This window comes from Serratia sp. N21D137, assembly GCF_047530005.1.
Taxonomy (GTDB): domain Bacteria; phylum Pseudomonadota; class Gammaproteobacteria; order Enterobacterales; family Enterobacteriaceae; genus Chania; species Chania fonticola_B.
The window spans coordinates 247972-273657 of record NZ_JBLJAJ010000002.1 but is presented as its reverse complement, the minus strand read 5'-3'; the positions used below and the strand labels follow the sequence as shown (position 1 = coordinate 273657).

Annotated in this window: 27 protein-coding genes; 10 read left to right on the top strand and 17 right to left on the bottom strand. The window is 54.9% G+C overall.

Annotated elements, in window-relative coordinates:
• Positions 1 to 139 precede the first annotated feature (139 nt).
• Positions 140 to 652: a DUF523 domain-containing protein gene (locus ACMV5H_RS03155; protein WP_414821441.1), complete on the top strand. Its 513-nt coding sequence runs from the start codon at positions 140 to 142 to the stop codon at positions 650 to 652.
• Here the strand turns inward: ACMV5H_RS03155 and ACMV5H_RS03150 are convergent.
• On the bottom strand, positions 623 to 1045 hold the full coding sequence (locus tag ACMV5H_RS03150) for an NUDIX hydrolase (protein ID WP_414821440.1): 423 nt from the start codon (positions 1043 to 1045) through the stop codon (positions 623 to 625). The genes ACMV5H_RS03155 and ACMV5H_RS03150 overlap by 30 nt on opposite strands.
• A 94-nt stretch (positions 1046 to 1139) precedes the next feature.
• Between ACMV5H_RS03150 and sseA the strand changes: the two genes are divergently transcribed.
• Positions 1140 to 2000, top strand: coding sequence for a 3-mercaptopyruvate sulfurtransferase (gene sseA / locus ACMV5H_RS03145; protein ID WP_021805162.1), 861 nt, complete (start codon positions 1140 to 1142; stop codon positions 1998 to 2000).
• A 13-nt stretch (positions 2001 to 2013) separates the two neighbouring features.
• A complete protein-coding gene (locus ACMV5H_RS03140; RefSeq protein WP_414821439.1) occupies positions 2014 to 2526 on the top strand; it encodes an N-acetyltransferase family protein in 513 nt (170 codons plus the stop codon).
• On the opposite strand, the gene ACMV5H_RS03135 is transcribed toward ACMV5H_RS03140, so the two are convergent.
• The 8 genes from ACMV5H_RS03135 to ACMV5H_RS03100 all read right to left on the bottom strand — a co-directional run bounded on the left by ACMV5H_RS03135 (position 2521) and on the right by ACMV5H_RS03100 (position 10566).
• Positions 2521 to 3459, bottom strand: a complete 939-nt coding sequence (locus ACMV5H_RS03135; protein WP_021805164.1) for a cation diffusion facilitator family transporter — start codon at positions 3457 to 3459, stop codon at positions 2521 to 2523. The two genes, ACMV5H_RS03140 and ACMV5H_RS03135, sit on opposite strands and share 6 nt — an antisense overlap.
• A 136-nt stretch (positions 3460 to 3595) precedes the next feature.
• Positions 3596 to 4060, bottom strand: coding sequence for a DUF1456 family protein (locus ACMV5H_RS03130; protein WP_021180467.1), 465 nt, complete (start codon positions 4058 to 4060; stop codon positions 3596 to 3598).
• A gap of 130 nt (positions 4061 to 4190) precedes the next feature.
• Complete coding sequence (gene phnE, locus ACMV5H_RS03125; RefSeq protein ID WP_021805165.1) at positions 4191 to 5078, bottom strand: phosphonate ABC transporter, permease protein PhnE; 888 nt, start codon at positions 5076 to 5078, stop codon at positions 4191 to 4193.
• Positions 5078 to 5941, bottom strand: a complete 864-nt coding sequence (gene phnE, locus ACMV5H_RS03120) for a phosphonate ABC transporter, permease protein PhnE (protein ID WP_021805166.1) — start codon at positions 5939 to 5941, stop codon at positions 5078 to 5080. Before phnE (ACMV5H_RS03120) ends, phnE (ACMV5H_RS03125) begins: the two co-directional genes overlap by 1 nt.
• Positions 5942 to 6040: 99 nt before the next feature.
• Complete coding sequence (phnD, locus tag ACMV5H_RS03115; RefSeq protein ID WP_021805167.1) at positions 6041 to 6973, bottom strand: phosphonate ABC transporter substrate-binding protein; 933 nt, start codon at positions 6971 to 6973, stop codon at positions 6041 to 6043.
• Between the two features lie 37 nt (positions 6974 to 7010).
• Positions 7011 to 7844, bottom strand: coding sequence for a phosphonate ABC transporter ATP-binding protein (gene phnC, locus ACMV5H_RS03110; RefSeq protein ID WP_021805168.1), 834 nt, complete (start codon positions 7842 to 7844; stop codon positions 7011 to 7013).
• A 168-nt stretch (positions 7845 to 8012) separates the two neighbouring features.
• Entirely contained in the window at positions 8013 to 9470 is a 1458-nt protein-coding gene (locus ACMV5H_RS03105; protein ID WP_414821438.1) for a tagaturonate reductase, read from the bottom strand.
• Between the two features lie 70 nt (positions 9471 to 9540).
• On the bottom strand, positions 9541 to 10566 hold the full coding sequence (locus ACMV5H_RS03100; RefSeq protein ID WP_414821437.1) for a zinc-binding alcohol dehydrogenase family protein: 1026 nt from the start codon (positions 10564 to 10566) through the stop codon (positions 9541 to 9543).
• A gap of 149 nt (positions 10567 to 10715) precedes the next feature.
• Between ACMV5H_RS03100 and ACMV5H_RS03095 the strand changes: the two genes are divergently transcribed.
• Positions 10716 to 11621: a GntR family transcriptional regulator gene (locus tag ACMV5H_RS03095; protein ID WP_021805171.1), complete on the top strand. Its 906-nt coding sequence runs from the start codon at positions 10716 to 10718 to the stop codon at positions 11619 to 11621.
• Between the two features lie 210 nt (positions 11622 to 11831).
• Positions 11832 to 13190: an MFS transporter gene (locus tag ACMV5H_RS03090; protein ID WP_037375099.1), complete on the top strand. Its 1359-nt coding sequence runs from the start codon at positions 11832 to 11834 to the stop codon at positions 13188 to 13190.
• Positions 13191 to 13226: 36 nt separating this feature from the next.
• On the opposite strand, the gene trpS is transcribed toward ACMV5H_RS03090, so the two are convergent.
• The 4 genes from trpS to ACMV5H_RS03070 all read right to left on the bottom strand — a co-directional run bounded on the left by trpS (position 13227) and on the right by ACMV5H_RS03070 (position 17126).
• Positions 13227 to 14234, bottom strand: coding sequence for a tryptophan--tRNA ligase (gene trpS / locus ACMV5H_RS03085; RefSeq protein WP_021805172.1), 1008 nt, complete (start codon positions 14232 to 14234; stop codon positions 13227 to 13229).
• A gap of 203 nt (positions 14235 to 14437) precedes the next feature.
• Entirely contained in the window at positions 14438 to 14965 is a 528-nt protein-coding gene (locus tag ACMV5H_RS03080; RefSeq protein ID WP_021805173.1) for a cysteine hydrolase family protein, read from the bottom strand.
• Positions 14966 to 15011: 46 nt separating this feature from the next.
• Entirely contained in the window at positions 15012 to 16115 is a 1104-nt protein-coding gene (locus ACMV5H_RS03075) for a suppressor of fused domain protein (RefSeq protein WP_414821436.1), read from the bottom strand.
• Positions 16116 to 16241: 126 nt separating this feature from the next.
• Positions 16242 to 17126, bottom strand: coding sequence for an oxygenase MpaB family protein (locus ACMV5H_RS03070; protein ID WP_414821435.1), 885 nt, complete (start codon positions 17124 to 17126; stop codon positions 16242 to 16244).
• Between the two features lie 101 nt (positions 17127 to 17227).
• Here ACMV5H_RS03070 and ACMV5H_RS03065 point away from each other — a divergent pair, with 101 nt between their 5' ends.
• On the top strand, positions 17228 to 17671 hold the full coding sequence (locus ACMV5H_RS03065) for an acetyltransferase (RefSeq protein WP_414821434.1): 444 nt from the start codon (positions 17228 to 17230) through the stop codon (positions 17669 to 17671).
• Positions 17672 to 17719: 48 nt separating this feature from the next.
• Here ACMV5H_RS03065 and ACMV5H_RS03060 read toward each other — a convergent pair whose 3' ends face one another.
• Positions 17720 to 18367 carry a TetR/AcrR family transcriptional regulator gene (locus tag ACMV5H_RS03060; protein WP_414821433.1) on the bottom strand — a complete coding sequence of 216 codons (648 nt, stop codon included), beginning with the start codon at positions 18365 to 18367 and terminating at the stop codon, positions 17720 to 17722.
• Positions 18368 to 18799: 432 nt separating this feature from the next.
• On the opposite strand from ACMV5H_RS03060, the gene bhsA reads away from it, so the two are divergent.
• Positions 18800 to 19057 (top strand): multiple stress resistance protein BhsA, encoded by a 258-nt coding sequence (bhsA, locus tag ACMV5H_RS03055; RefSeq protein ID WP_021805178.1) that lies wholly within the window; start codon positions 18800 to 18802, stop codon positions 19055 to 19057.
• Between the two features lie 51 nt (positions 19058 to 19108).
• On the opposite strand, the gene ACMV5H_RS03050 is transcribed toward bhsA, so the two are convergent.
• On the bottom strand, positions 19109 to 20407 hold the full coding sequence (locus tag ACMV5H_RS03050; protein ID WP_223501143.1) for an SLC13 family permease: 1299 nt from the start codon (positions 20405 to 20407) through the stop codon (positions 19109 to 19111).
• 247 nt (positions 20408 to 20654) lie between these two features.
• Here ACMV5H_RS03050 and amyA point away from each other — a divergent pair, with 247 nt between their 5' ends.
• Positions 20655 to 22145 (top strand): alpha-amylase, encoded by a 1491-nt coding sequence (amyA, locus tag ACMV5H_RS03045; protein WP_094982985.1) that lies wholly within the window; start codon positions 20655 to 20657, stop codon positions 22143 to 22145.
• A gap of 123 nt (positions 22146 to 22268) precedes the next feature.
• Positions 22269 to 23120: a PA4780 family RIO1-like protein kinase gene (locus ACMV5H_RS03040; RefSeq protein WP_414821432.1), complete on the top strand. Its 852-nt coding sequence runs from the start codon at positions 22269 to 22271 to the stop codon at positions 23118 to 23120.
• A 415-nt stretch (positions 23121 to 23535) separates the two neighbouring features.
• Here ACMV5H_RS03040 and ACMV5H_RS03035 read toward each other — a convergent pair whose 3' ends face one another.
• Positions 23536 to 24000 (bottom strand): methyltransferase family protein, encoded by a 465-nt coding sequence (locus ACMV5H_RS03035; RefSeq protein WP_094982987.1) that lies wholly within the window; start codon positions 23998 to 24000, stop codon positions 23536 to 23538.
• A 76-nt stretch (positions 24001 to 24076) separates the two neighbouring features.
• Between ACMV5H_RS03035 and ACMV5H_RS03030 the strand changes: the two genes are divergently transcribed.
• The gene (locus ACMV5H_RS03030) at positions 24077 to 24892 is read left to right on the top strand and encodes an AraC family transcriptional regulator (protein ID WP_094982988.1); all 816 of its coding nucleotides are present in this window, start codon (positions 24077 to 24079) and stop codon (positions 24890 to 24892) included.
• On the opposite strand, the gene ACMV5H_RS03025 is transcribed toward ACMV5H_RS03030, so the two are convergent.
• Positions 24868 to 25461, bottom strand: coding sequence for a LysE family translocator (locus tag ACMV5H_RS03025; protein ID WP_021805184.1), 594 nt, complete (start codon positions 25459 to 25461; stop codon positions 24868 to 24870). The genes ACMV5H_RS03030 and ACMV5H_RS03025 overlap by 25 nt on opposite strands.
• Between the last annotated feature and the right edge of the window lie 225 nt (positions 25462 to 25686).

The window sequence follows — 25686 nt, the reverse complement described above, 5'->3', positions numbered from 1 at the left end:
AAACGCGGTGGATAAAGAACACAAAGTAAGCAAAATAGTGGGAAGGTACGGCTGGCATAATGCTAAACCCCGCTGCTATTATAAAGCCGAGCGTGTGGCCTTGATGCCACACTTTCGCCTCCTCAACAGAAGACTCCTCATGCCGCCGAAAATCTTGCTCAGTGCCTGCCTGGCCGGTTTCAACGTCCGTTATAACGCCTCCAGCAAAACCGTTATCGATACCACCTTACAGCAGTGGCAAAAGGAGGGACGATTAGTGGTGTGCTGCCCCGAATTGGCCGCAGGTTTCTCTACGCCGCGCCCACCAGCAGAGATTGCGGCCGCAGCTAATGGCGCTGAAGTGATAGCCAACCGGGCCAGAGTGATCGACGCGCAAGGGAACGACGTTACCGACCAGTATCTGTTGGGTGCCCATCTGGCGCTGGATACCACTCGCCTGCATGGCTGCCGCTTTGCCCTGCTGAGCGATCGCAGCCCTTCCTGCGGGAGCCAGACCATCTACAACGGCGCATTCAACGGCCAAACCCAGCCCGGTCGCGGCGTCACAGCTGAGCTGCTACGCCAACATGGCATCGAAGTATTTTCCGAGCACCAGCTCGACGCGTTGATCGAGCGTGTCCGGCTAGTCGAGCTGGGCCAGGCGATCCGCTAGCCGCTGACGCAGATGGGCAATGCCCTGCGGGTGCCGCACAAATTCATCCGCAGGCATCATTTGCCAGCGCTGCCCCTCATTACCGAAGCGGATCGCCGCAATCTGTGCGAGGGTGATTTCCCCCACCATAAACCAGGTAGGCGGCGAGCCAGGCATGATCCCGGCGTAACGCTGCTGCCAGACAATTTGCCGTGCGGGCAATAGAATGCCGAACTCCTCCTCGGTTTCCCGTTGCACACATTGCATCGGGGTTTCATCCCCTTCACGTCCGCCGCCGGGCAAGTCCCAGCAGCCGGGCCAGGGGATTGCCGGGCTGTCATCGCGCAGGTAAACCAGCACCTGGCCGCCGTACAGCAAGGCGATTTTCGCCCCGCCAAAGTCTTGGTCAATCATCTGCCCTGCCCCCTTTCAAACCGCAGCATACCAATATGCAAGATCGTTGAGGTATAGTGAAAACCTTCTTTGTCCTGACAGGCGAACAATAATCATGAACTCTGCTTTTTTAGTGACCGCGCAATGGCTTGAGCAACATATCAACGATGAGAATCTGACGCTGGTTGACGTGCGTATGGCGCCTGTCGGCCAGGTGCCGAAGCAAGACATGTTGGCCGAATTTGAGCGGGGCCATATACCCGGTGCGGTGTATTTCGATATTGACGACGTCGCGGATAAAAATACGACGCTGCCGCATATGCTACCCACGGCTGAAGCCTTTGCCGCCGCCGTAGGTAAACTGGGCATTAATGACCAACAGACCATTGTTTTCTATGATGGAGGCAATCAGTTCTCTGCCCCACGCGGTTGGTGGACGTTCCGTAATTTCGGCGCGCAGAACGTATTCGTGCTTGATGAAGGTTTGCAGGGTTGGACATCACGCGGTAACGCCTTGGAGACCGGCCCTGCGCAGCCTACTCCTGCCACCTTCCGCGCGCACTTTAATGCCGAAGCGGTGGTGGATATGCAGCAGGTGGAACAAGCGATGAACGACCAACGGCAGATCCTCGATGCCCGTGCCGCACCGCGTTTCTATGCCCAAGCCCCGGAACCGCGCCCAGGCCTGCACCGTGGCCATATTCCGGGCAGCATCAATATTCCGTATGGCGATCTGCTGGAGAACGGACGTTTCAAATCACTCGAGGCGCTGAAAAAAACCTTCGATGAAAAAGGGGTCGATATCGACGCGCCCACCATCGTCAGCTGTGGTTCTGGCGTCACCGCCGCCGTACTAGCCTTTGGCCTGCAATCACTGGGCGCCAAGCAGGTGAAACTCTATGACGGTGCCTGGAGCGAATGGGGTGCGCTGAGCGGCAAGCAGCCGATCGCCCAAGATGAGTCAACTAACCACTAACAGAGAGGCTGTCGTGTTCAGGATCCGTCAAGCGTTGCCCGCTGACTTAGCAACCGTGAGGGAAATCGGGATTGCCAGCTACCTTGCTCACTTTGCCGAACTTTGGCAAAACCAGCAGGAGTTGCAGGCGTTTCTGTCCAAGGATTTTGCCGAACAAGCGTTGGAGCCCTCATTGCAAGACCGCGATACTTGCTGGCTGCTTGCCTATGAAGGGGAAACACCGGTTGGCTTTGCCAAGCTTAATTTCGACAGCATGCAGGCTGCGACCGCAACCCTCGGGGCCGAACTGCAGAAGATTTATTTCCTGCCGCAGTTTGCCGGACGCGGCTATGGGGAGCAGCTATTTGCCGAAGTACAGCGACGAGCCGTTGAGAGAGGGCAACCCATCCTGTGGCTGGACGTGCTGAAAAGCAACGTGTCTGGCCAACGCTTTTATCAGCGGCAAGGCATGACGATCGTGGGTGAGGAGAGCTATACCAGCATCAGTCAATCCGTGGCCATGTGGGTGATGGCAAAAAACCTATAGCCACTTGGCGTTATGGGTAAAGGAGATAGTCAGCCAGCGGTGCGGGCTATCTTCACCAATAGCGTCGGCTATCTGGTCACGGATTTTATCCAGCTTGTGTACGCCGCTGTGTTCCATCTCTGGCGGGATCACGATGTGGATCTCAATAAACAGCCCACGGCCAACGCGGGTGGCGTAATTGGAATAATCCAGGAAGCCATACTCCAGCGTCAGCTGCGCCATGATGGATTCCACCTTGGCATCCAGGTTGTCCGGCGTCATCTGCAATACCTCCTGAATGGCAGATTTTACCGTTTTGATCGGCACCGGGATCAAGACCAGCGTCAACAGTGCCAGCGCGACAGGGTCGGCATAGACGTTGAGGTATTCATAACGGGTGCCTTCCATTAGCCAGGAAAGAATAAAAGCCACTAATAACGCCGAACTGATGCAGGCCGACATCAGCCAGCTTTTGTTATCCAGCGCGATCAGTTCCGATTTAACCTGCTTATTCAGCCGGGTTTGCTTAACGTAGAGGGTAAAGCAGAAAAGGCTGACGGTAACGGCATAGACAATCGCCCAGCCCAGCTCGAGTTCGCGCCCTCCGTCGGCAATGCCTTTGACAGCGTTCACAAAGGCATACAGACACAGCAACGTCAGTAAACTGCCGTTAAATGCCAGCACCAGCGGTTCGACATGCCAGAACCCATACTGAAAACGGCGGCTATGGGGTTGCCCCAACAGGCGGGACACCAGCAAGGATAATGAACACATGCCCGCATCCAACGCCGAGAACATGCCGTCAAACACGATCGACATGGAACCACAGACAATCCCAAACACGATCCCGGCACTGGCAATAAACAGCGTGCAGAAGATCGACCTGCGCAGTATTTTTTGTTCTATTGCCGTGCTGGTTAACACCGGCGGCAACGTGGTGGGTGCTGTCGTCATAATTCCCTCATTTCAGTCGGAAAGTTCGGGCATGTTCTACCGCCAGGCGGCATCGTACTGAGTATGATCGACAAATGCAGGGGGCACAAAAAAAAAGCGCCCTCAATGAGGACGCCTGATGTCGTGATACGCAGGATTATGCGCCGCGTATGCGCTGGGTCAGCCCTTTCAGGAAGTAGCGCAGCATCTGATCGCCACATGGGCGATAGTTTTTGGTGCCTTCTTTGCGGAACAGCGCGCTCAGCTCAGGCTTGGAGATACGGAATTCCACCGCGGTAAAAATCTGGTGCAGATCGACATCTTTCAGTTCAAACGCCACACGCAGCTTTTTCAGCACCAGGTTGTTGGTGATCGGCAGCTCTACCGCCGGTGCCGGGAATTTATCGTCTTTGCCACGCTTGAAGAACACCAGGCCATTGAGGAAATGCGCCATCACTTCGTCGGGGCAGTTGGCAAAACCCGGCTCGCCTTCCTTGATCATGTAGGTCCCCATGGCTGCGACATCGACGTCAAAACCGTCCAGCTTGACGATCTCTACCATCTTCGCGTCATTAATAGCCAGCATGTAGCGCACGCTGCGCAGCACATCATTGTTAATCATGGAATAGCCTTTCGCTTGTCAATCAGGAGAGGCGTGCAGCGCTGCACACCTTGCATGGCGGCAGTATAGGGATCCGGCGGGGGTTTCTCAATGGAATTTCCACGGGCAAACCAGGGTTTACCCGCAGAGGTTAATGATTTTTCGGGTAAAGCGGAATTTCTTCGCCAACGATATATTTGTTACGTAGCATGGCAGAGATCTTGTCCATCAGCATCACGATCACCACCAGGATCAGGGTGATAAACATCACCACGTCCCAGTTCCACAGCCGCATGTTCTCGGCATAGACCAGGCCGATCCCCCCTGCCCCGACAAAACCTAGCACCGCCGCCGAACGGGTATTGGACTCAATCTGATACAGGCTCAGCGCCAGAAAGGTCGGGAAGGATTGAGTGAAAATGCCGTAACGGTGTTTTTGCAGCCCATTGGCACCCACCGCCGTCAGCCCACGGCTTGGGGATTTATCCACCGCTTCGTGGCCTTCGGCATACAGTTTGCCAAGCAGGCCGATATCCTGCATTACGATGGCCAGCACCCCGGCCAGCGGCCCCATACCGACGGCACGCACGAAAATCAGACCCCAGATGGCCATATCGATGCCCCGCAGAATATCCAGCAGACGGCGTACCAGTGTCGCAATTGGCCGTAGAACAGGCGAGGACATCACGTTGCGCGCGGCAAGAAACGACAGCGGTAAAGCGAGCAGCGTTGCCGTAATGGTGCCAGCAAACACGATCGCCAGGGTGATAAAGATCTGTTGGAAATAATAGCCAAACGGCCAGTTGGCAAAGTCGTGCCAGACAAACATACGCATAAAGTAGCGGCTAATCTGTTGGCAACCGTTGGCAAACTGCGGCCAGGAAATGCCAAACACCAGGAAGAAGAAAACGTAATACAACACAATCGCCACGGTAATCATGCCGAGGGTGCGCAGATAGCGCCCTTGGCGTGAGAAGATTTCCGGGTTCTGCTGCTTGAGCTGCTGCAAATTGGTGGTAGAGATCGGCTGAACGGACATTAGGCTTTCCCCTCGACAACGCGTTTACGTAATTCACCGGAGGCGTAATCCAGCAGCGAAACCACCACGATAATCAGCAGCAGCGTCATGCTGACCTGATCGTAACGGTCGAGTTTGATATTGGTCATCAGTTCCTGACCTATTCCGCCCGCCCCGACCAGGCCGAGGATGGTTGACTGGCGAAAGTTGATTTCCAGCCGCATAAAGCTGTAGGACAGGAAGATCGGTTTGACCTGCGGCCACAGGCCGAAACGCATGCGCTGTAACGGCGTGGCCCCACAGGCGGCCAGCCCGCGCACCGGCTTGTTGGAGGCGGTTTCGATCGATTCATAAAACAGCTTGGTCAGGCTGCCGATGGTGTGTAGCGCCAGCGCCATAAAACCGGGAATGGCACCGATGCCAAACGCCATCACAAACATCACCGCCCAGGCCAGCTCCGGCATGGTGCGCAAGAACGCCACCAGCGTACGAATGGCAAAGCGCAGCGTCGCCGGGCTGTGGGTATTATTGGCCGCCAGAAAAGCCAGCCCGCCCGCCACCAGCACGGAGAGGATGGTGGCCGCCAGCGCCAGCTGTAAGGTTTCCCAAATCAGCGGTAATTGGATATGCAACCGGTAGCCCCAATAGGCGAAGGAGCCTTCGGTATGGCCGTCGGCGAACAGCAGCGGCCAGTGCAGTACCGGGATGGTTTCTGCCAGATAGTCAAAGAAATGGGGGATCGACACCCAGACGGTATGCAGGTTGAACTCGGCAATATTGCCTGCGCCAAGATAAAGCGCTACCAGCCCGAGCGACCAGAGCAAGGTTTCACGCTTCTGCTTACTGCGGATCCGTTGGTAGTAGTGTGCGAAGTCTCTATTCAAAATCGCTTCCAATATTTTATGGCTGGATAAATAGGCCCCTCACCCCAACCCTCTCCCACAGGGAGAGGGTTGGGGTGAGGGGCCGGGAAGCAAGCCGCCTTAGCGATCGCCCTTGGTCAGCTCACGCTTCATATCGATAATGGTCTGGTATTCCGCCAGCTTGACGTCGCCAATGTGCTGCTTGCCGCCCATCGCCTTGATAAAGCACTGATGGTTGTCGGTATCCAGCTTCTTGATGGCGGTAACCACCTTGGCTTTGAAATCCGCAGGCAGGGAGTTGCTCACCAGGATCGGGCCATTCGGGATCAGCGGCGACTGCCAGATAATGCGGATCTGCTTCATCAAATCCGGATGATCCATACGGATCATGCGGTTGAAGGCTCCGCTGGTATAGCCGGTGTTGTAATCGCCAATCATCGAGGCCCAGGTGACCGCACCTTCAAACTGGCCGTTCAACACGCCGAGTACGTCCTGCTCATGACCACCGGAGAAAGTGACGCTGGAGAAGAAGTCGTTGTATTTGTTATCCGGCGTGCCGCCAAACTGCTTCTTGAACACCTGGTTTGGCACCAGGAAACCGGAGGTCGAGTCCGGATCCGCAAAGCCGAAGGATTTCCCTTTCAGATCTTCCAGCTTTTTGTAAGGGCTGTCGGCTTTCACCACCACCACCGAGTGATATCCGCGTGACTGATCGGTATCATCCACCGCGATCCCCACCAGATCGACGGCCTTGGGATCCTTGATATACACCGAAGCAAACGACGACGGCGACATGCTCAACACCAGATCGATCTTGCCCCCGAGCAGGCCCTGGATCACGCCAGAGTAGTCGGAAGAGTTACGCAGCTTGGTGTCAACGTTCAGCTCTTTATCGAGAAAATCTTTCACACACTGGTTATCGCCAATCTGTTGAGTGGCGTTCTGCCCACCCAGGATCCCCAGGTTCAACTCTTTCGGCGCATCCGCTGCACCTGCATTAAATACCATCATTACGCCGGCCATCATGGTGGTCAGTGTGAATACTTTTTTCATTGCGCATGCCCTGTGTGTAAAGGTGACGTTCAAGTGATTAATGGATCTGATTGGCTTCTTCGCCATACAATTGCTGCAAAATACGTTCGTTAAGCTGCGACGGGTGGCCGTCGAAAATGATTTTGCCCTGGGCGATACCAATCACCCGGGTGCAGTATTCCCTCACCAGTTCGACCGAGTGCAGGTTCACCATCACCGCGATATCGTTCTCGCTGACTTTCTGTAGCGCATCCATAATGCGGCGGGTGTTTTTCGGATCGAGCGAGGCGACCGGCTCATCGGCCAGCAGAATTTTGGGGTTTTGCATCAGCGCACGGCAGATGGCGACACGCTGCATTTGCCCACCGGACAGGTTCTCGGCACGTTGCAGCGCATGCGGCAGCATATTTAGCCATTGCAGCAGCTCGATAGCCCGCGCACGGTCAGCATCGTCGAACACTTTGAAGAAGGATTTCAGCGTCGAGGTGTGGCTGAGGCGGCCTAGCAGCACGTTGGTGATCACATCCAACCGGGGGACCAGGCAAAAATCCTGGAAGATCATGCCACAGCGGGCGCGCCACTGGCGCATCTGGCGGGCCGAGAGTTGTGCGATATCCTGTGCCACCCCATCGTCCTCAAAATGCAGCATCTCGCCGCAGCTGGAAGGAATGGTGCCGTTCAGCGTATGCAGCAGGGTAGATTTACCGGCCCCGGAGCGGCCAATCACCGCCACAAACTCCCCGGCGTGCAGATCAAAATTGATGTCGTCGAGGACACGTTGTTGAGATTGGTAAGCCTTACCCAAGCCTTTTACCGCCAATACCTTGCGTAACGGGATGGGTTGCTGCCCTGGATAGTCGGTCGGTGCCAGTTTTAACAGTGCCTGCGCCATATGATTTCTCTGATTTCAGTGGCTAATCTTATGGGCACCTATTAACGAATAACTGTATGACACGCAGATGATGGTTTTATGGCCGGGAAATGACGTTCAACGTCATTTCCCGTGATTGGCAGGATTAAAATAAGCGGGTACTCGCTTTTACTGCGAGCCGATTAATTTTTATCGGCGTTCTACTTCGCTCAATGCCGCACGCATCCCGTGGTCAAGAATGGCTTGCAAATCGGTGGTCACGGCAACAGTCAGCCCAGGAACGGCGTTGAGATTTTGCCCCCAGTGCGCCTCATCGGCCAGCACGTTTTCTACCAACGCCGCGAGCGTCATATCGTGATGTTCTACTCCAGCCCACAACGTTGCGAACCTCGTCAGCCAATGGGCATCATCCTGTAATGCATAGCTACCCGCCTGTCGTTCGCCACGATAGAAGGCCAACAACGCGGCCAAGGCAAAGGTCAGCCGTTTCGGCAGCGCGGCATTTTTCTGTTGGCCTGCCAGTAACTGCGGCAAAATACGCGTGCGGAATTTGGTCATGCCGTTCAGTGCAATCGACAGCAACTGGTGCTGAATAAACGGGTTACGGAAACGGTTCTGTACCGCTTCGGCAAATGGCCGTAACTCTTCCTGCGGCAGATCGAGCACCGGCATAATCTCTTCGGCAATGGTGCGTGCCACATAGCCGCCGATCTGCTCGTCGCTCATGGCCTCGCCCACGGTATTCAAACCGGCCAGGAACGCCACCGGCACCAGCGCCGTATGTGCCCCGTTAAGGATCGCTACCTTGCGTTCTTTATAAGGTTTGATGTCATCGACGATGTGGACATTCAGATCCAACTTATCCAGATGCAGCTCTTGCGCCAGCCACTGTGGGCCCTGGATCACAAACAGATAGAAATGTTCCGCCGTGTCGAGGAAGCTATCTTGATATCCCAACTGCCGTTGCCACTGTTCTACTTCATCGCGTGGGTAGCCCGTGACGATACGATCGACCAGCGTTGAGCAGAAGGTGTTGCAATCGTTCAGCCAATCGGTAAAGGCCTGCGGTAACTGCCACTGTTGTGCATAGCGCAACACGTACGCTTTCAGCGCTTCGCCGTTGTAGTCGATCAGCTCACACGGCAGCAATACCCAGCCCTTGTCTGTAGCACCGTCAAAATGCTTGAAACGCTCAAACAGCAGCCGCGTCAGCTTGGCCGGGAAGCTGGCAGCAGGAGCGTCGGTGAACTTATCGTCCGGTAAATAACTGATCCCCGCTTCGGTGGTGTTGGAGAACACAAAGCGGATCGCCGGATCCCGTGCCAGTGCCAGATAGCTGTCGTACTGGTGGTAAACGTTGATTTCCCGGTTGACCGAACGGATCAGACGCGGCTCGCAAACCGCCTCCCCCAGCTCATTCAACCCACGGATAATGGTGGTGTACAGGCCATCCTGAGTATTGAGCGAAGGTGGCTGCTGGCTGTCGATTGGCCGCACCACCACCACGCCGGCATTCAGCCCGGTATGCTGGTTTAGCAGGTCGATTTGCCAATCGACAAAGGCGCGCAGGAAATTACCTTCACCAAACTGGATAATGCGATCGGGATACTGCGCGCCAGGAAATTCACTACGATTGAGTTGTTTCATTATTGCTCCTTGCATCCGCTGATCCCCCAAGCCGTAAAATAATATCGGCAAGACCTGGGGAGTAATCAAGTTAGTTAAAATGAATCACGCCTTTAATCAGCTGTTTATTATTAATCACTTCCACTTCATAAATATCTGCCAGCGTGGAAAACTCGAATTGATGGGAAAGCATCATCCCGGCAGTGATTTTTCCGGCGGCCATTAAGCGCCCAACCTTGATAAAGTCTTCTTTGGTGGCATTGCGGCTCCCCATCATGGTGGTTTCCTTTTTATGGAATTCCGGATCGGAGAACTGCAGATCGCCCTTGAACAGGCCGACAAACGTAATGCTGCCACCATGGCGGATCAGGTTGACGCTATGGTTCATCGCATGCTGATTGCCGGTGGCATCAATGATTTTTGCCGCCAGCATGCCGGAGAATTGGGCTCTTAAGGCAGAGTCAAACTCGGCGTCTGACGGATCTAACGTGGTTAGCCCAAGCATGTTTTCCACATGGCTTCGGCGCTCTGCGCTGGTATCGGCCACGATCACGGTTGCCCCGTCCGCCTTGGCGATAGCCGCAACCCCCAGGCCAATCGGCCCTGCTCCTACCACCAATAGATGATCGCCCTGCTCGATGGCCGCTCGGCGTACGGCGTGAGCACTGATGGAGAATGGTTCAATCAGCGCCGCCGCTTGGGGCTCAACATCATCCACGGCCAGCAGGTTGTTCACCGGCACGCTTAAAAACTCGCTAAAGCCGCCGTCTTGATGCACGCCAATCACCGAGATATTTTCACAGCAATTGGGCCTGCCGCTGGTGCATGCTCCGCAGTGATGACAGGAGACATAAGGGATCACCGCCACACGCTGGCCGACGCGCAATTCACCAACCTGGCTACCGACGCTGACAATCTCGCCGCATATTTCATGCCCCAGCACCCGCGGGTAGCTGAAGAACGGTTGTTGACCAGACCAGGCGTGGATATCGGTACCGCAAATGCCTACCGTCAGTATTTTGAGCACCGCTTCATCCGGCGCAGGCTGCGGTATCGGCCTTTGTTGGTAAACCAGCCGGGTCGGCTCCAGACAAACTAGCGTATTCATTGTGGTCATAATCCCTCCTCCTGTGATGTGGCGCTGTTATCCCGCAAAAAGAACAGGTGCATTGCGCTGATGAGGAGAATTTGTGAGTCAGCACAAATTAAACCGGTTTAAATGGGTTTTAAATACTTAAAAAACATCTAAACCCACAGAGGGATCTCATGAGCAGAACGCAAAACCTCCGCCAGAACGTGGTTAATCAGATGATCGACGGCATCATCAAAGGGCATATCCGCTCACCGCTGCCTTCCCAGGCGGGGCTGGCAGAAATGTATAACATCAGTCGCACCACAGTGCGCCACACGCTAACGCATTTGCATCAACGTGGGGTTCTGGAGAAGGTCAAGGATGATTATGTGATCCTGCGTATGCCGCTGGCAGAAGACGGCTTTGAATGCATGAGCCACTCGTTGGACGAGCAAGGCAAGCTGTTTGAGAAAGCGTTCTATCAGATGATTAACCAAAAGCAACTGCGTGCGGGGGATTCATTCACCGAATTGCAGCTTTCACGCGCGGTTAACGTCAGCCCGGTAGTGGTGCGGGAATTCCTGCTGCGCTTCAGCCGCTTTGACCTTATCGACAACGTACGCCGCGGCCAATGGAGCATGAAAAAGTTTGATCAGAACTATGCCGAGCAGCTGTTTGAACTCCGCCAAATGCTGGAAACCCACGCGCTATCACGCTTTATCAACCTGCCCGCACAGGATAGCCGTTGGTTGCAGGCCAAGGAGTTGTTGAACCGTCATCGCGAGTTGCGCGACACCATCAGCGACAATTATCGGCTGTTCTCTCAGCTGGATCGTGACTTTCATACCCTGATCCTGTCGGCCGCCAACAATCCGTTTTTCAATCAGTCGCTGGAAATCATATCGGTGATCTTTCACTTCCACTATCAATGGGATGAAACCGACCTGAAGCAAAGAAATATTATTGCAATTGAAGAGCATATGGCCATTTTAAGCGCCCTGATCTGCCGCAGCGATCAGGAGGCCGCCCGTGAGCTGCACCGCCATCTTGATACTGCCAAACAGTCGATGATCCGTTCCATCAAACAGGATGCCTGCTGATTTTTATTGATAAAAAACCGATGAAAACGGGATTTAAAACCGATTAAAAACAGCAAAATCGTAACCGCCGCACGGAACCGGTTAAAAAAAGCACCATGAGACATTTTCGCCGCCTAGGCTCATTGCCGAAAGACATACCGTTGTTAACACCGAACCAGGGCCATGCCCCGGAAGAATAATTATTATTAATACGGAATATAGAGGCGAGTGATGGAAAAGATAACCACCGTGAGCACTGGGAAAGAACCGGCGGACAGTTATTCAGATAGTATTAATCCTATACCTAAAGGTGGCATAGCGGAGCGCTCTGCAAAAATTAAAAAAATCCAGACTACGGCAATGATCCTGTTATTTTTTGCTGCCGTGATTAATTTTCTCGATCGCAGTTCGCTGTCCGTTGCCAACTCCACCATTCGTGAAGAAATGGGGTTGAGCGGTACCGAGATCGGCCTGCTACTTTCCGCCTTTTCGCTGGCCTATGGGATTGCTCAATTACCCTGTGGACCGCTGCTGGATCGCAAAGGCCCGCGTATCATGCTGGGTCTGGGAATGTTTATCTGGTCTGCGTTCCAGACGATGTCGGGCATGATCCACAACTTTACCCAGTTTATCTGGGTGCGTATCGGCCTGGGGATCGGCGAAGCGCCAATGAACCCTTGCGGCGTGAAAGTCATCAACGATTGGTTCAACATCAAAGATCGCGGCATGCCGATGGGGATCTTTAACTCGGCCTCCACCATCGGGTTAGCCATCAGCCCACCCATCCTCACCGCCATGATGCTCGTGTTAGGCTGGCGCGGGATGTTCATCACCATTGGTTTACTGGGCATTGCCTTGTCCATTGGCTGGTACATGCTGTATCGCAACCGTGAAGACATCAAACTCACCGAGCAGGAGCAAAGCTATCTCAACGCCGGTAGCGTGAGCGCGCGCCGTGAACCAATGAACTTCAAAGAGTGGCGATCGCTGTTCAAGAACCGCACCATGTGGGGAATGATGATCGGCTTTAGCGGCATCAACTACACCGCCTGGCTGTATCTGGCCTGGCTGCCGGGCTACCTGCAGACCACCTACCATCTGGATTTGAAAAGTACCGGTATGTTGGCGGCAATCCCGTTCCTGTTTGGTGCGGCGGGCATGCTGTCAAACGGCTTTGTCACCGACTTCCTGGTGCGCCGGGGCATGGCTCCGCTCAAGAGCCGTAAAATCTGTATCGTCGCCGGTATGCTGCTTTCCGCTGGTTTTACCTCCGTCGTGGCACAGGCCACCACCACCTCCAGCGCGGTGGCATTAATCAGCATGGCGCTGTTCTGTATCCACTTTGCCGGTACCTCCTGCTGGGGGCTGATCCACGTGGCGGTCACGTCCCGTATGACCGCCTCGGTGGGCAGCATTCAAAACTTTGCCAGCTTTGTGTTCGCTTCGTTTGCCCCGGTGATCACCGGCTGGATCCTGGATACCACTAATTCATTCAGCCTGGCACTGACCATTTGTTCCTGCGTTACCCTGATCGGGGCGCTGTCTTACGTGTTTATCGTCAAACACCCGATCACCGACAGCGCGGCCTGATCGTCAGACTTCCCCTCTCCAATCGGAGAGGGATACTCAATCCAAGGCAAAAAAATCCAGACCCAGAGCAGACTTGACCTGTGCCAAGGTGCCCTGGGTCACCTGGTTAGCCCGCTGGCTGCCCTCTTTCAGAATGCGCATCAGCTCGCCCTTATCGGCGCTGTACTCCGCCCGCCGGGTGCGAATAGGCTCCAGCAGCGTTTGCAGGCAATCCTCCAGCAGCCGTTTAATCTTCACGTCACCTAACCCGCCCTGACGATAGTGTTCCTTCAGCTGTGCCACCAGCGCCGCATCCTCGCAAAACGCGTCCAGATAGGTGAACACCATATTGCCTTCCACCTGGCCGGGATCGCTGACGTTCAGGTGGTTGGGATCGGTAAACATGCTCATTACCGCCTTGTGCACTTCGTCAGCGCTGGCCCCCAGCATGATGGTATTGCCGCGTGATTTCGACATCTTGCCCTGCCCGTCCAGCCCCGGCAGCCTTCCTACGCGGCTCAGCAACGGCTGGCACTCCACCAGCACCTCGCGATCGACGATACGGTTAAAGCGCCGGACAATCTCGTTGGTCTGCTCCAGCATCGGCAACTGATCTTCGCCGACTGGCACGTGAGTCGCCCCAAACGCGGTGATATCCGCCGCCTGGCTGACCGGGTAAATCAGGAATCCGGCAGGCAGGCTGCGTGAAAAGTCTTTCTCGATGATTTCGCTTTTCACCGTGGGGTTACGTTCCAGGCGGGCAACGGTGACCAGATTCAGGTAATACATCGTCAATTCGGCCAGCGCCGGAAGCGCCGATTGCAGACACAGCGTGGTCTTGGCAGGATCGATCCCCACCGCCAGATAATCAGCCACCACGTTTAGCACGTTGGCACTGATTTTTTGCGGATTGCTACCGTTATCGGTCAGCCCTTGCAGATCGGCCACCATCACCGTTTGCTGATGATGATGCTGTAGCTCAACACGTTGGCGCAGTGAACCGACATAATGACCCAAATGCAGTGAACCGGTGGCGCGATCGCCAGTCAGAATGGTGTAACTCATAGCCTTGCTCCTGGAAGTAAACAGACCGCCGGATCAACGCTATAAAAATGCCGCCAAAACCGGCGGCATTAAAAAAGAGGGATGAATACCCGTGCCGCCCTTAGAAAAGGCGCCACCAGCTAAAACAAGATGTGAACTGCGGGAAGATATTCATCCGGCTACGGTACACCCCGCTCAGAACCGCGTCAAGGGCGACATCTGGCTCAGAAACTCACTTCGGCTGTAGGCACGGCGCTGATCGCCACGCCAAAACTCTTGATACTCGACAAGGTAGCATTATGGTGAGCACGGATCTGTAACCCACTGGCGTGGGGTTTGTCGTGGCTGGTATGTGCATCTGCCGCCAGCACCACCGGGTAACCCAGGCCAGCGGCCCGGCGGGTGGTGGTATCGACACAGTATTCCGTGGAATAGCCGCAGATCACCAACTGCGTCACCCCTTCAGCAATCAGCAGCTTGCCCAGATTGGTACGTAAAAAGGAGTCTGGCGTGGTTTTATCAACCCGATGATCCCCCGGTTTTACCTGCAATCCCTGATGGATCTGCCAGGCTGCGCTGCCTGCTGATAGCTCTTCATGAGCTGTCTGATGCTGAATAAAAATCACTGGCACACCAGCCTGTCGGGCACGTTCACTCAGCTGATTAATCCGCGTGAGCACCTGCTCGGCCTCTGCTGGCGGGGGATTAAACAAGCCCTGCTGCACATCGATAACTAACAACGCTGACTTCATAGCTGGCTCCAAAAGCGATCGTTAAATAGACAGTACCCCGCCCTCGTTAAACGAGAGGTTGGCGTGGACGGAAGATATGGTCAACGCCCTGTTCACGCAGCCTTGTGACCAAATCGTGGCCACCGTTGGGCGTGGCCTGCGCCAATTCCCGCTCGGTGGCAAACACCGGGCTGGCCCAGAAAATATTCACCGTATCACCGTATTGTTTAGGCAATACCAAGTGCTCACTGTAGGGGTAAAATGACGAAGAGAGCACATAGCCTTCATAGCCCTGCGGAGCCACCGCCGACGCCAGCGTATGCCCTTCGCCAAACCAGGTGATGTTCGCCCAGGGCACATGGGCAAATCCCGCTAACGCGCTGGCCATCTGCACCGCGTTTTCTTCGGTCATAAACTGCCCATCAATGGCTATCGCCATCTCCATCCGGCGGAACCTGGCGGCATCGTCGTTGAACAGAATCTCTACCCACGGCATCGGCCGGATGCTGGCCCCCATGGTCAGGAAATAGTAAACCCCGTCGCGCTCATGCTGGGTGATGGCCATCGGCGGCCATTTGCCCTGATCGATAGCGTAATACTTCACCGAAGGGCCAAAGTGTTGTTCGTACAGTGCCTGGTAATCACTCTGCATTTTTGGCCAGGGATTCCCCTCTTCCCGCTGCCAGCTACGCCAGAACTGCCGGGTATTTTCCGCCAGCGCATATTGCGTATTGGTAGATGCGGAACCCAGCGGATAGGCCAATGGATTCTCTTTGATGCAGCTTGCCGAATAGCAGACCGAGTGATCGATGTATAAACTCCAGCCAGGGATCACTGCTAGCAGTTGCCCGTGATACCACAGGGCAGCCCCGTCGTCGCTTTCCGTCCAGATCACCATCAGCCCGACGGGGTCCAATGGCGCTTCGCCTTCCAGATTACGGCAAAACTCGGCCGCCAACATGGGGGGAAGACCGGCTTCCATAGCGGCGAGATCTTCCTGCTGCGGAGCCGTAGTCAGGTTGCGCAGCCAACAGGCACGTAACTGAAAACGTTCACTGTATTCTTCCGTTGGGTAGATATAAAAATAGGCGGCCCGGCTATCTTGCTGAACCACCGCGACCAGCGTTTGATTCTCGTTATTCACTTCAGCAAGTACGTTTGACTGGTTCATATCACCTCAAGGGGTTGCTGGCGCACAAATAGGCTGCACGCTAAAAATAGAATATTTCTCTGGGCCAGTGTAGAACGCATCATCAATCGGGATCACGGGCAATAGTCTCAAAAGTGGCAGCGCTGGCTAACATTGCGCTGAAGCGCTCTTATTCATACGCCGCATCGCCCGATGGTAGGAGCCATTGCGTACCGAAGCCCGCAGCACCCGCCCAACACCGCCAACGCCAATACGTACGCACCGCCGCCGGGTCACTCCAGGGGTAAATCCCAACTGTTGCTGCGCCCAGTCCGGCAACAGATCGATCCCTGCCTGCATCACCAAAGCGCCGAACGGCCGCGCCAGCGTGCTGGGAGCCGGGGCAGCCAGCAGAATGCGCGCCACTTCCAGCGTGCGCTCATCGCAGACCAACTGCGGGCGCATATGTTGCAGATAATCGTCAACCGCCGCACAGGATTTTGGGACATCGCGCGCGCCCAAGGCTTCCGCGACGCGAGCCGCTTCACGGTAGTAGGTATCCTGTTGAGCGAGAGACAGGTGTGGATTGCGGTAACGCAGGTGCGATGCCAGGAAACGGCTGCTTTCGGCGACATGGACCCAGGTGAGCAGATGCGGATCGCTGGCGGCATATGGCTGGCCGTTATTGTCGGTGCCGTTGACCTGTAAATGGATGGCTTTGACTTTGGCGATCAGGCGTTGCGCCTCTGCACTGGGGCCAAACGTGGTGACAGAGATAAACTGGCTGGTACGGCGCAGGCGACCCAGCATATCCTCGCGGAAGTTGGAATGATCCCACACGCCCGCCAAGGCCAACGGGTGCAGCATCTGCAATAGCAGCGCACTGACGCCGCCACAAAGCATGGAGGTGAAGTCACTGTGCACTTGCCAGGTGACCGACTGTGGGCCAAACAGCCCCGGATCGCCAGCCGGATTTTCAAAATCAATCCCGCCGAGTGCCAGCCCGGTCAGGCTGAGCACCTGTTTCTCTATCGCTGCGCGTATCACTTCCATCCCCCTGTCCACGGCCTATGACGCAGTTTATCATAGTGAGGGGCTGAGTCTGCGCAACTCGCTATGTTGATAGCTTACTTGATAATAGATTGAGAATTTCGATGATAACAATAAGAACCCGCGTGGCTGCGGATAACGCGCAGCTAGTTGAAATCTGGCAGCGTTCGGTGCGCGCCACCCATCACTTCCTGGCCGAAGAGGATATTGCGCACCTGTATCCGCTGATCCTCAACGACTATCTCCCGGCGGTCAACGTCTGGGTTGCCGAAGATGCTGCCGGGCAGCTATGCGGTTTTATCGGCCTGGATGGCAACAAAGTGGAAATGCTGTTTATTGATGCCGATCGGCGTGGCGAAGGTATTGGCAAGGCCCTGCTGGCTGAGGTTGAGCCCATGCATCAGGAACTGCTGCTGGACGCCAACGAGCAGAATCCGCAGGCATTGGCGTTTTATCAGCATTACGGTTTTGTGGTGACGGGCCGCAGCGAGCTGGATGGGCAAGGCAAGCCTTTTCCACTACTGCATATGATGCGGACAGCGCGGTAAAAACGGGCCCCTTTCCCGCAATGAGAGAGGGGGCTGTCTAGCGGCAGATCAAACTTTGTTACCCACCTGGCTCAAACGCGGCCACACCATCATGGTGGTCTCCAGCAGCCGCAGCAGATCTTCACGGCTGGCCCCTTCACGCGCCTGGGCGGACATGCCTTCAATCAGGCAAATAATATATTTTGCCAACAATGCTGTATCGGTTCGCGCCAGCAACTCCCCTTGCTGCACCTTACGGTCAAAGCAGGCTTTCAGGCTGGTTTCCTGCGCAAAATGCTTGTTGCGCAGCATCTCAGCCAGATCGTTTGCAGAGGAGGACAGGGCCGCGTTGGCACAAACCATAAAACAGCCGCTAGGGTTTTCCGGATCGGTAAATACCTCTGCCGAGGTGCGCAGATAGGCTTCGACGATATCGGCGATCGGTAACTCCTGGGCCAGCAGGCGGTTGTAACACTCTACGTAGCGGCTCAGATAGCGCTCAACCGCGGCGCGAAACAGCCCCTCTTTGTTACCAAACTCCGCATACAGCGTAGGCGCTTTAGCCCCGGTCGCCTCCACCAGATCGGCCAACGAGGTGGAATCATAGCCATGGCGCCAGAACAGCTCAAGCGCCTGCTCAACGGCCTGTTCGCGATCAAACTGCTTCGGCCTGCCGCGTGATTTTTTCGCGCATGCGTCTTCATTATTGATACTCATAGCCCCTCACTTTCCCGGTGGCCCAACTCGGGCGCAATAAATAAATTATCGATCGGTACAAAAAATAGTACGCCGCCGATGATAAGCGAGCAACTTTTAATTGGCGATCGGTAAGCAATGCGGCCAATGGCGCTCCTTACCAGGAAAAAAATAGCATCCAATCCGGGTTGCGTCTGGCTACAAAGCAGGCGACAGTCATCACCAAATAAAGATAAAGATATTAATTAACAATAATTTATATTGAAATAATGCCATAAACCCCCTTACCTGGCAGCTTACGGCTTAAGTGGAATAGCACGAATTAATTAACGACCACTAAAAAAACATTTGCAATCGCTCGGGCAGGAGCCTAACATTAAGTTATCGACCGTTAAGTAATTAAACGGGCTAACACAAAAATTTTTATTGCTCATCTAGAGATAGGAAACCATTATGAAAAACCTGAAAATGACCCTCGCCGCCATCGCACTAGCTTCTGTCTCTTTCGGTAGCTTCGCCGCAGAGTTGGTCAGCAGCCAACCGGCCGATCTGCAACAATCCGGCGTGATCACCGTGAGTGGCGCTTCTGACCTGTCATCGCTGGAAAATAAACTGGCGGCAAAAGCGGATGCAGCCGGCGCCAAATCCTTCCAGATCATCGCAACAACCGGTAGCAATAAACTGCACGGCACCGCGATTATCTATAACTAATCGTTCAACGGTTTTATGCAAAGAGGCGGCCCTAGTGCCGCCTTTTGCTCGTCAGCCAAACCAGCCCAATAACCCGAACCACAGATAATCCAAAGGTACCAACAGCCCAAAGGTTAACAGGGCCAGCAGCAGACACAGTTTCAGTCCTTCGCGCGGAGGAACTTTCCCCATCCCCATTGCCACCACAATCGGTGATGCCTGATACGGCAGCAGCGGCGTGGCATAGCCAATCACCTGAGTCATCAGTACCGTGGCTAGCGGCAGGCCGCTCCCCTCTGACAGAACCTGCGCCAGCGGCGTGAACAGCGCGGGTACGCCATTGGCCGTCACCACAAAATTCAACAGCGTCGTAATACCGATCAACATGCCAAAAGCGGTAAATGGCCGATCCTGGGTTTGCGGTATGACGTTCAGCAATGCATTGCCTAACCAATCCCCCAACCCGGAGTGGCTCACTAAAGCCGTCAACCCAAGGATCCCCGCCACATAGAGACAGGTGCGGATGTTGACACCGGCCGCAAACTGCTCACCCGTCAGAAAACCAATACGCGGCAACAGGCAAACGCAGGCGGCAGCCAACCCCACCCAGGCGGGAGCGATGCCGTGCCAGCTATCGGTGATCCACAACAGCACCGTGATCAGCAACAGCGCGATCAACCGCCATTCGGCCACGCTAAGAGCACTCTGCTCAATAGTTTTTTCCACCGGCTGTGGTTTGGCGCGGAACAGCCAGCAGATGCATAACGTGAGCAACGCGCCTTTTGCCAACCCCAGGATCGGCGCATGTAGCAACAAGTAGGACAGATAGGTGAAATGAACACCGTAGGCACTTTCTGCCGCCCCGCTCATCACCAGATTAGGCACGTTGGCCGGCAAAATGCTGGCCGAAAGCTGGAAGGTGCCAAACCCCACCGCTAACGCCAGGCCATAGCGGCCACGCGAGCCTTCCGCCAATCCGGCACGTTCGGCTAACGCCATGATAATCGGCATCAGCAGGGTTATACGCCCCATGTTCGACGGCATGACAAAGGCCAGCGCATAGCTGATGGCCACCACGCCGCCAACCAGCCGTGGCCAGGAACCGGCCAGTAGCGGCAAAATACGGTTGGCCAACCGATCGGCCAGCCCCGTAGAACGAATGGCCGTTCCCAGCACAAAGCCGCTCAATACCAGCCAGAATGCCGATGAGGCAAAGCCGGAAAACACCACGGCCGTCGGCGCTAGCTGCAACACCATTACCGCAGCAAAAAACAGCAGCGCAACCAGATACTCCGGCAAACGCGACGTTGCCCATAAGGCGATCACCACCAAAGTCACCAGCGCGGAAACGCCCATCGGGTAATCCATCATCCCCACTCCCTGTCATCGTTAGCTTTTTGTTATCAACTGGTTATATCTTCACATAACGCAAACGCCCGAACGGTGAAACGGCTCACAGTTCACGGGTGGCGGGTAAATTGGCCATACTCTCCCCGCGCCAAGAGGCTACTCTGCTTACAGGCTGGCGCCACGTATTTTCCCTTTTGCCAAAAGTGGCCCATGCTTAGAGGGGCCGAGCATTTGGCACACGTTTACTGACGAACCGGGGTACTGACTGATGACGAAAAAGACCACGCTGTTACAGTTTTTCCATTGGTACTACCCGGATGGCGGCAAGCTATGGCAGGAAGTCGCCGAGCGTGCCCCTGCCCTGGCCGAGCTAGGTGTGACCGATCTATGGCTGCCACCAGCCTATAAAGGGGCTGCGGGTGGCTATTCGGTGGGGTATGACAGCTACGATCTGTTCGATCTGGGGGAGTTTGATCAAAAAGGTACCCGCGCCACCAAATACGGCGACAAAGAGGCGTTGATACAGGCCGTTAATAGCCTGCGCGAACACCAGATCCGGGTGCTCTATGACGTGGTGTTCAACCACAAGATTGGCGCCGATGAAAAAGAGCAGGTGCACGTCTATAAGGTAGATGAAGATAACCGTAACGATATCGCAGAAGTTGGCATCGACGCGTTAGCCTACACTCGCTTCACTTTCCCAGGACGGCAAGGAGCCTATTCCAAATTTATCTGGGACTACACCTGCTTTAGCGGCGTCGATTATATCGAGCAACCGGATGACAAAGGCATCTTCAAAATTGCCAATGACTACGGCGAAGAGGGGTGGAACGATCAGGTTGACGACGAAAATGGCAACTTTGACTATTTGATGGGCGCTAACGTGGAGTTTCGTAACCACGCCGTCGTCGAGGAGCTAAAATACTGGGCACGCTGGTTGATGGAAATCCTGCCTTGCGACGGGTTCCGGTTGGATGCCACCAAACATATCCCAGCCTGGTTCTTTAAAGACTGGGCAGATCACGTGCGCGATGCGGCACAGCGCGATCTGTTTATCGTGGCCGAATACTGGTCACACGATCTGGCGGCATTACAACAGTATTTAGCACGGGTCGATGGTAAAGTAATGCTGTTCGACGTGCCGCTACAGCTGAAATTCCATCTGGCGTCAAAACAGGGCGATAGTTACGATATGTCGCAGCTGTTTACCGATACGCTGGTCGCCGTCGATCCTGCCCATGCGGTAACTCTGGTGGCAAACCATGATACTCAGCCGTTGCAATCGCTCGAAGCGCCGGTCGAACCCTGGTTCAAACCGCTGGCCTACGCCCTGATCCTGCTGCGTGAACAAGGCGTTCCTTGCCTGTTTTACCCGGATCTGTACGGTGCCAGCTATAGCGATCAAGGTGATGACGGCCAGGAATACCAGATTGACATGCCGGTGATTGCCGAACTGGAGAAACTGATCCAGGCGCGTCAACGCTTTGCCAACGGCGAACAGCACGACTATTTTGACGATCCGCACTGCATCGCCTTCAGCCGCAGTGGCACTGCCGAGCAACCGGGTTGCGTGGTGGTGATGACCAACGGGGCCGAAAGCAGTAAAACCGTCGCACTGGGCGAAAATTTTGCGCATAAATCCTGGCGTGACTTCCTCGGCAACCGCGAGGACGATATCATGACGGATGAGCACGGCAGTGCAGCCTTCCCGGTCAACGGCGGCAGCGTTAGCGTCTGGGTCATGGCCGAAGCAGAGTAAGGACCGCCGGGGAGGAAATGTACCACCCCGGCGGCAAAACCCATTTTTGCCTTTTTGGTCTGATTTTTCATTATGACCATAAGCAAATATTCACAGCGGAGCCTAAATAGGGTACAAGGCTGCATGAAAATTCCAAAACGACTCCAGCCATTGGTAGATGATGGTTTAATCGACGACGTCATCCGCCGTTTGAAAAGTGGCAAAGAAGCCGACGTATTTATCGTGCGTTGCGGTAAAGAGATCCGCTGCGCCAAAGTGTACAAAGAAGCCGATAAACGCAACTTCAAGCAGGCCGTGAACTACCAGGAAGGCCGCAAGGTGCGCAATAGCCGCGACGCTCGCGCCATGAGTAAAGGCTCCAAATTTGGCCGCCAACAGCAGGAAGAGGCCTGGCAAAATACCGAAGTGGACGCGCTATACCTGCTGGCCAAGGCCGGCGTGCGAGTGCCACAGCCGGATATCTGCCTGGACGGTGTATTGCTGATGGAGCTGATCACCGATGAAGAAGGGCTGGTAGCCCCACGCCTGAGCGACGTCACCTTAACGCCGGAACAGGCGTTGAACGATCACGCCTTGATGATGAACTATGCCGTACGCATGCTCTGTGTTGGGCTGGTTCACGGCGATCTGTCAGAGTTCAACGTGCTGATGGATAAAGACGGGCCGGTGATTATCGATCTGCCGCAGGTGGTAGATGCCGCCGCCAACAACCACGCCAAAAGCATGTTTGAGCGCGATATCAACAATATGACTCACTATTACGGCCAGTATGCGCCGCAGTTGCTGGGCAGCAAGTATGCCAAAGAGATTTGGGCGCTGTACCATGAAGGCAACCTGACGCCGGAGACGGAATTGACCGGTAAGTTTGTTGAAACCAGCAAGCGGGCCGACGTTGACTCGGTGCTGGAAGAGATCCAGGCGGCCAGTGATGAGCACCAGCGGCAACTGATGGCGCGTAACGAAGAAGAAGATTGATATTCAGCATCAAAATGCCCCCTCACCCTAACCCTCTCCCACAGGGAGAGGGGACCGATCGAGTTCGCTATCAGTATAGAAATTTATCTAATCACGGCACTAAATCAGCTCTCTGTTGCAGTGAAATAGCTTGTTCGCAGTACCTGACGACAACGCAGAATCAGCTCCCTCTCCCTGTGGGCTGAGGAATCCCCACTAATTTTTTCTTAGTGGTTTCAGAGAACTAGAGCGAGTGTTTTACGATCAATCTGTTCCATTTTGGTCGTAAATTGGCAGTGAGAGAATGACGAACCACTTCTTCTCGTCTGCTTGAGGCTATTTTTTAGTCCGCTTTTGGCTAAAAAACAGCCTATTTCTCATCTCGATTTTTCTGGGGATTCCTCAGCCCTGTGGGAGAGGGTTGGGGTGAGGGGCCTCAAAGCCAACGCCTTACGCGCCGGCAAAACGCCTCGTAGTCTTGGCCAAAGTTGGTAAGTAGGAACGCCTCTTCGCGCGGGATCTGCACACGATCCAGGTAGGCAAAAAACAGCCCCCACCATAACCAGACGCCGATACCGCCCAGCAATAGCCCCCAGGCCGCCAACAGCAGGATCTGCCCCAGATACACCGGATTACGGCTGAAACGGAAAACTCCGTTAACCAGCAACGCGCTGACCCGCTGAAATTTTTGTGGATGCAACGTGGTGCCAGCCCGGTGAAAAGCATAACTGGCACTAAACATAATCATCACAGAAGATACCGCCAATACGCCTGCGGCCAAGAGAATAAGCAGGTTATCTTGCCAGTCCCCCTCGGTTAGCCAGCGGGTTGCCGCCATCCCCGCAGCACAAACTGCCATCACTACCGGCGGCAAAGCCAGCCGCTGCAACCACGCTACCATTTTTTGTTCCCTCTCGACCACACAATGCAATTTAAGCTATAACAAGCTCTCCCTGTAATAACGCCAGAGAAAAACAATGAGCCAATATGCCCCACAATTCTGGCGCGATGAACGCCTGCCGTTCGTTGAGGCCCGTCACGTCGAAGATGGCCGCAAGCTTTGTTATGCACTACACAGCCACGAGTTTTTCTGTATTGGCACCATCACCGCCGGTACCAGCACCTATGTTAGCGGCGATCAGCATCTCCAGGTTAACACCGGTGACGTGGTGATCATCAACCCGCAACAGACGCACGGCTGCAATCCCATTGGCGACCAACGCTGGGCCTATACCATGTTTTATATTGACCAGCACTGGTTGGCAACGCTTCAACAGGACCCTGGCGCAGGCTTCGTGCCGTTCAAGCAGATTATGAGCCAGGATAAGACACTGTTTAACGGCCTGAATCAGCTGTATGGGGTACTGACCGATCCGCTCTGTTGCCATCTGGAAAAGCAGATTGCCCTGGTGGATTACTTCAGTAACCTGCCACAGTTACTCGGCGAATCTCCGGTTCCACAGCAGGATATGACCCCTAAATTGGAAATAGCTGCGGCGTTTATCCGCACTCATTGTACCCAGTCGCTGACGTTAGAGGCGATCTGCCAAGCATCGGCCCTCTCCCCTTCTTACCTGATCCGCGCATTCAAGAAGCGCTATGGTATGACGCCTCATGCCTACCTGGTCAATCAACGCGTCCAGCACGGCCAGCGGCTACTGAAACAGGGCTTCTCGATTGCCGCCGCCGCCAACGAAAGCGGGTTTGCCGATCAGGCGCACTTTCAGCGCACCTTCAAACAGCTGCTGGCAGCCACCCCCGGCCAGTATCAGATCCCCTCGGCCAGCAAGTAACAGGCGCTGAACGCCAGCAGCAGCGCCATCAAGCGGTTAAAGCGCCGCAGATTGTGCGCCCGTTGCAACAAGCTGCTCAGCATAGCTCCGGCGTAGGCCCAACAGGCTATCGACAGGTAGCAAATCACAAAATAGAGCCCGGCAAATTGCCACAGCAGCCGCATCTCCCCATCACCGACAAAGGCCCCCATGCTGGCGACAGAAGCTAACCAGGCCTTGGGGTTCAGCAATTGCAGCAAGGCACCATACCAATAAGAAGGGGTTTGCTGCCGATTGCCTTGGCTCAGTGTCCCGTCATCCGCTGCAAGCTGATAGGCCATATAGAGCAGAAAAGCCACGCCAGCCCAAAGGATCACGGTAGTCAGCCCCGGCCATAAGGTAAGCACTTCATGCATTCCCAAACCAACCGACACCAGTAATAACGTGAAACCCAAGGTCGCACCGGTCACATGCCGCAGGCTGGTCGTAAAACCAAACTGCGCGCCACAGCTCAGTGCCACGATGTTCACCGGACCTGGGGTAATGGATGAAGCCAACGCGAAGGCGGCCATAGAGAGGTAAAGCGTCATAGTCAGCACCTGTAGAAGATAATTACAGGTGCCAGCGTGCCGGGTTACAGCGGGAGAGTATTGAACAAAATTGCCCTGCTTCTTCACCTTGATTTTCAGGGAAAGCGTTCAAACTCATAAGACTTGGCGCCGGGAACGGCATCTCTTGTTCATCGGGTGCAGATTGCGCGATCTCCTAGCGGTTTGTGGTAATATTGAGCGCAATATCATTCTGATCCTGTAGGT

Bases quoted from the DNA above. Each gene is read 5' to 3' on its own strand.
- ACMV5H_RS03155 (WP_414821441.1), top strand. From the start codon at position 140: ATGCCGCCGAAAATCTTGCTCAGTGCCTGCCTGGCCGGTTTCAACGTC.
- ACMV5H_RS03150 (WP_414821440.1), bottom strand. From the start codon at position 1,045: ATGATTGACCAAGACTTTGGCGGGGCGAAAATCGCCTTGCTGTACGGC.
- sseA (WP_021805162.1), top strand. From the start codon at position 1,140: ATGAACTCTGCTTTTTTAGTGACCGCGCAATGGCTTGAGCAACATATC.
- ACMV5H_RS03135 (WP_021805164.1), bottom strand. From the start codon at position 3,459: ATGACGACAGCACCCACCACGTTGCCGCCGGTGTTAACCAGCACGGCA.
- ACMV5H_RS03130 (WP_021180467.1), bottom strand. From the start codon at position 4,060: ATGATTAACAATGATGTGCTGCGCAGCGTGCGCTACATGCTGGCTATT.
- phnE (WP_021805165.1), bottom strand. From the start codon at position 5,078: ATGTCCGTTCAGCCGATCTCTACCACCAATTTGCAGCAGCTCAAGCAG.
- phnD (WP_021805167.1), bottom strand. From the start codon at position 6,973: ATGAAAAAAGTATTCACACTGACCACCATGATGGCCGGCGTAATGATG.
- phnC (WP_021805168.1), bottom strand. From the start codon at position 7,844: ATGGCGCAGGCACTGTTAAAACTGGCACCGACCGACTATCCAGGGCAG.
- ACMV5H_RS03105 (WP_414821438.1), bottom strand. From the start codon at position 9,470: ATGAAACAACTCAATCGTAGTGAATTTCCTGGCGCGCAGTATCCCGAT.
- ACMV5H_RS03100 (WP_414821437.1), bottom strand. From the start codon at position 10,566: ATGACCACAATGAATACGCTAGTTTGTCTGGAGCCGACCCGGCTGGTT.
- ACMV5H_RS03095 (WP_021805171.1), top strand. From the start codon at position 10,716: ATGAGCAGAACGCAAAACCTCCGCCAGAACGTGGTTAATCAGATGATC.
- ACMV5H_RS03090 (WP_037375099.1), top strand. From the start codon at position 11,832: ATGGAAAAGATAACCACCGTGAGCACTGGGAAAGAACCGGCGGACAGT.
- trpS (WP_021805172.1), bottom strand. From the start codon at position 14,234: ATGAGTTACACCATTCTGACTGGCGATCGCGCCACCGGTTCACTGCAT.
- ACMV5H_RS03080 (WP_021805173.1), bottom strand. From the start codon at position 14,965: ATGAAGTCAGCGTTGTTAGTTATCGATGTGCAGCAGGGCTTGTTTAAT.
- ACMV5H_RS03075 (WP_414821436.1), bottom strand. From the start codon at position 16,115: ATGAACCAGTCAAACGTACTTGCTGAAGTGAATAACGAGAATCAAACG.
- ACMV5H_RS03070 (WP_414821435.1), bottom strand. From the start codon at position 17,126: ATGGAAGTGATACGCGCAGCGATAGAGAAACAGGTGCTCAGCCTGACC.
- ACMV5H_RS03065 (WP_414821434.1), top strand. From the start codon at position 17,228: ATGATAACAATAAGAACCCGCGTGGCTGCGGATAACGCGCAGCTAGTT.
- ACMV5H_RS03060 (WP_414821433.1), bottom strand. From the start codon at position 18,367: ATGAGTATCAATAATGAAGACGCATGCGCGAAAAAATCACGCGGCAGG.
- bhsA (WP_021805178.1), top strand. From the start codon at position 18,800: ATGAAAAACCTGAAAATGACCCTCGCCGCCATCGCACTAGCTTCTGTC.
- ACMV5H_RS03050 (WP_223501143.1), bottom strand. From the start codon at position 20,407: ATGATGGATTACCCGATGGGCGTTTCCGCGCTGGTGACTTTGGTGGTG.
- amyA (WP_094982985.1), top strand. From the start codon at position 20,655: ATGACGAAAAAGACCACGCTGTTACAGTTTTTCCATTGGTACTACCCG.
- ACMV5H_RS03040 (WP_414821432.1), top strand. From the start codon at position 22,269: ATGAAAATTCCAAAACGACTCCAGCCATTGGTAGATGATGGTTTAATC.
- ACMV5H_RS03035 (WP_094982987.1), bottom strand. From the start codon at position 24,000: ATGGTAGCGTGGTTGCAGCGGCTGGCTTTGCCGCCGGTAGTGATGGCA.
- ACMV5H_RS03030 (WP_094982988.1), top strand. From the start codon at position 24,077: ATGAGCCAATATGCCCCACAATTCTGGCGCGATGAACGCCTGCCGTTC.
- ACMV5H_RS03025 (WP_021805184.1), bottom strand. From the start codon at position 25,461: ATGACGCTTTACCTCTCTATGGCCGCCTTCGCGTTGGCTTCATCCATT.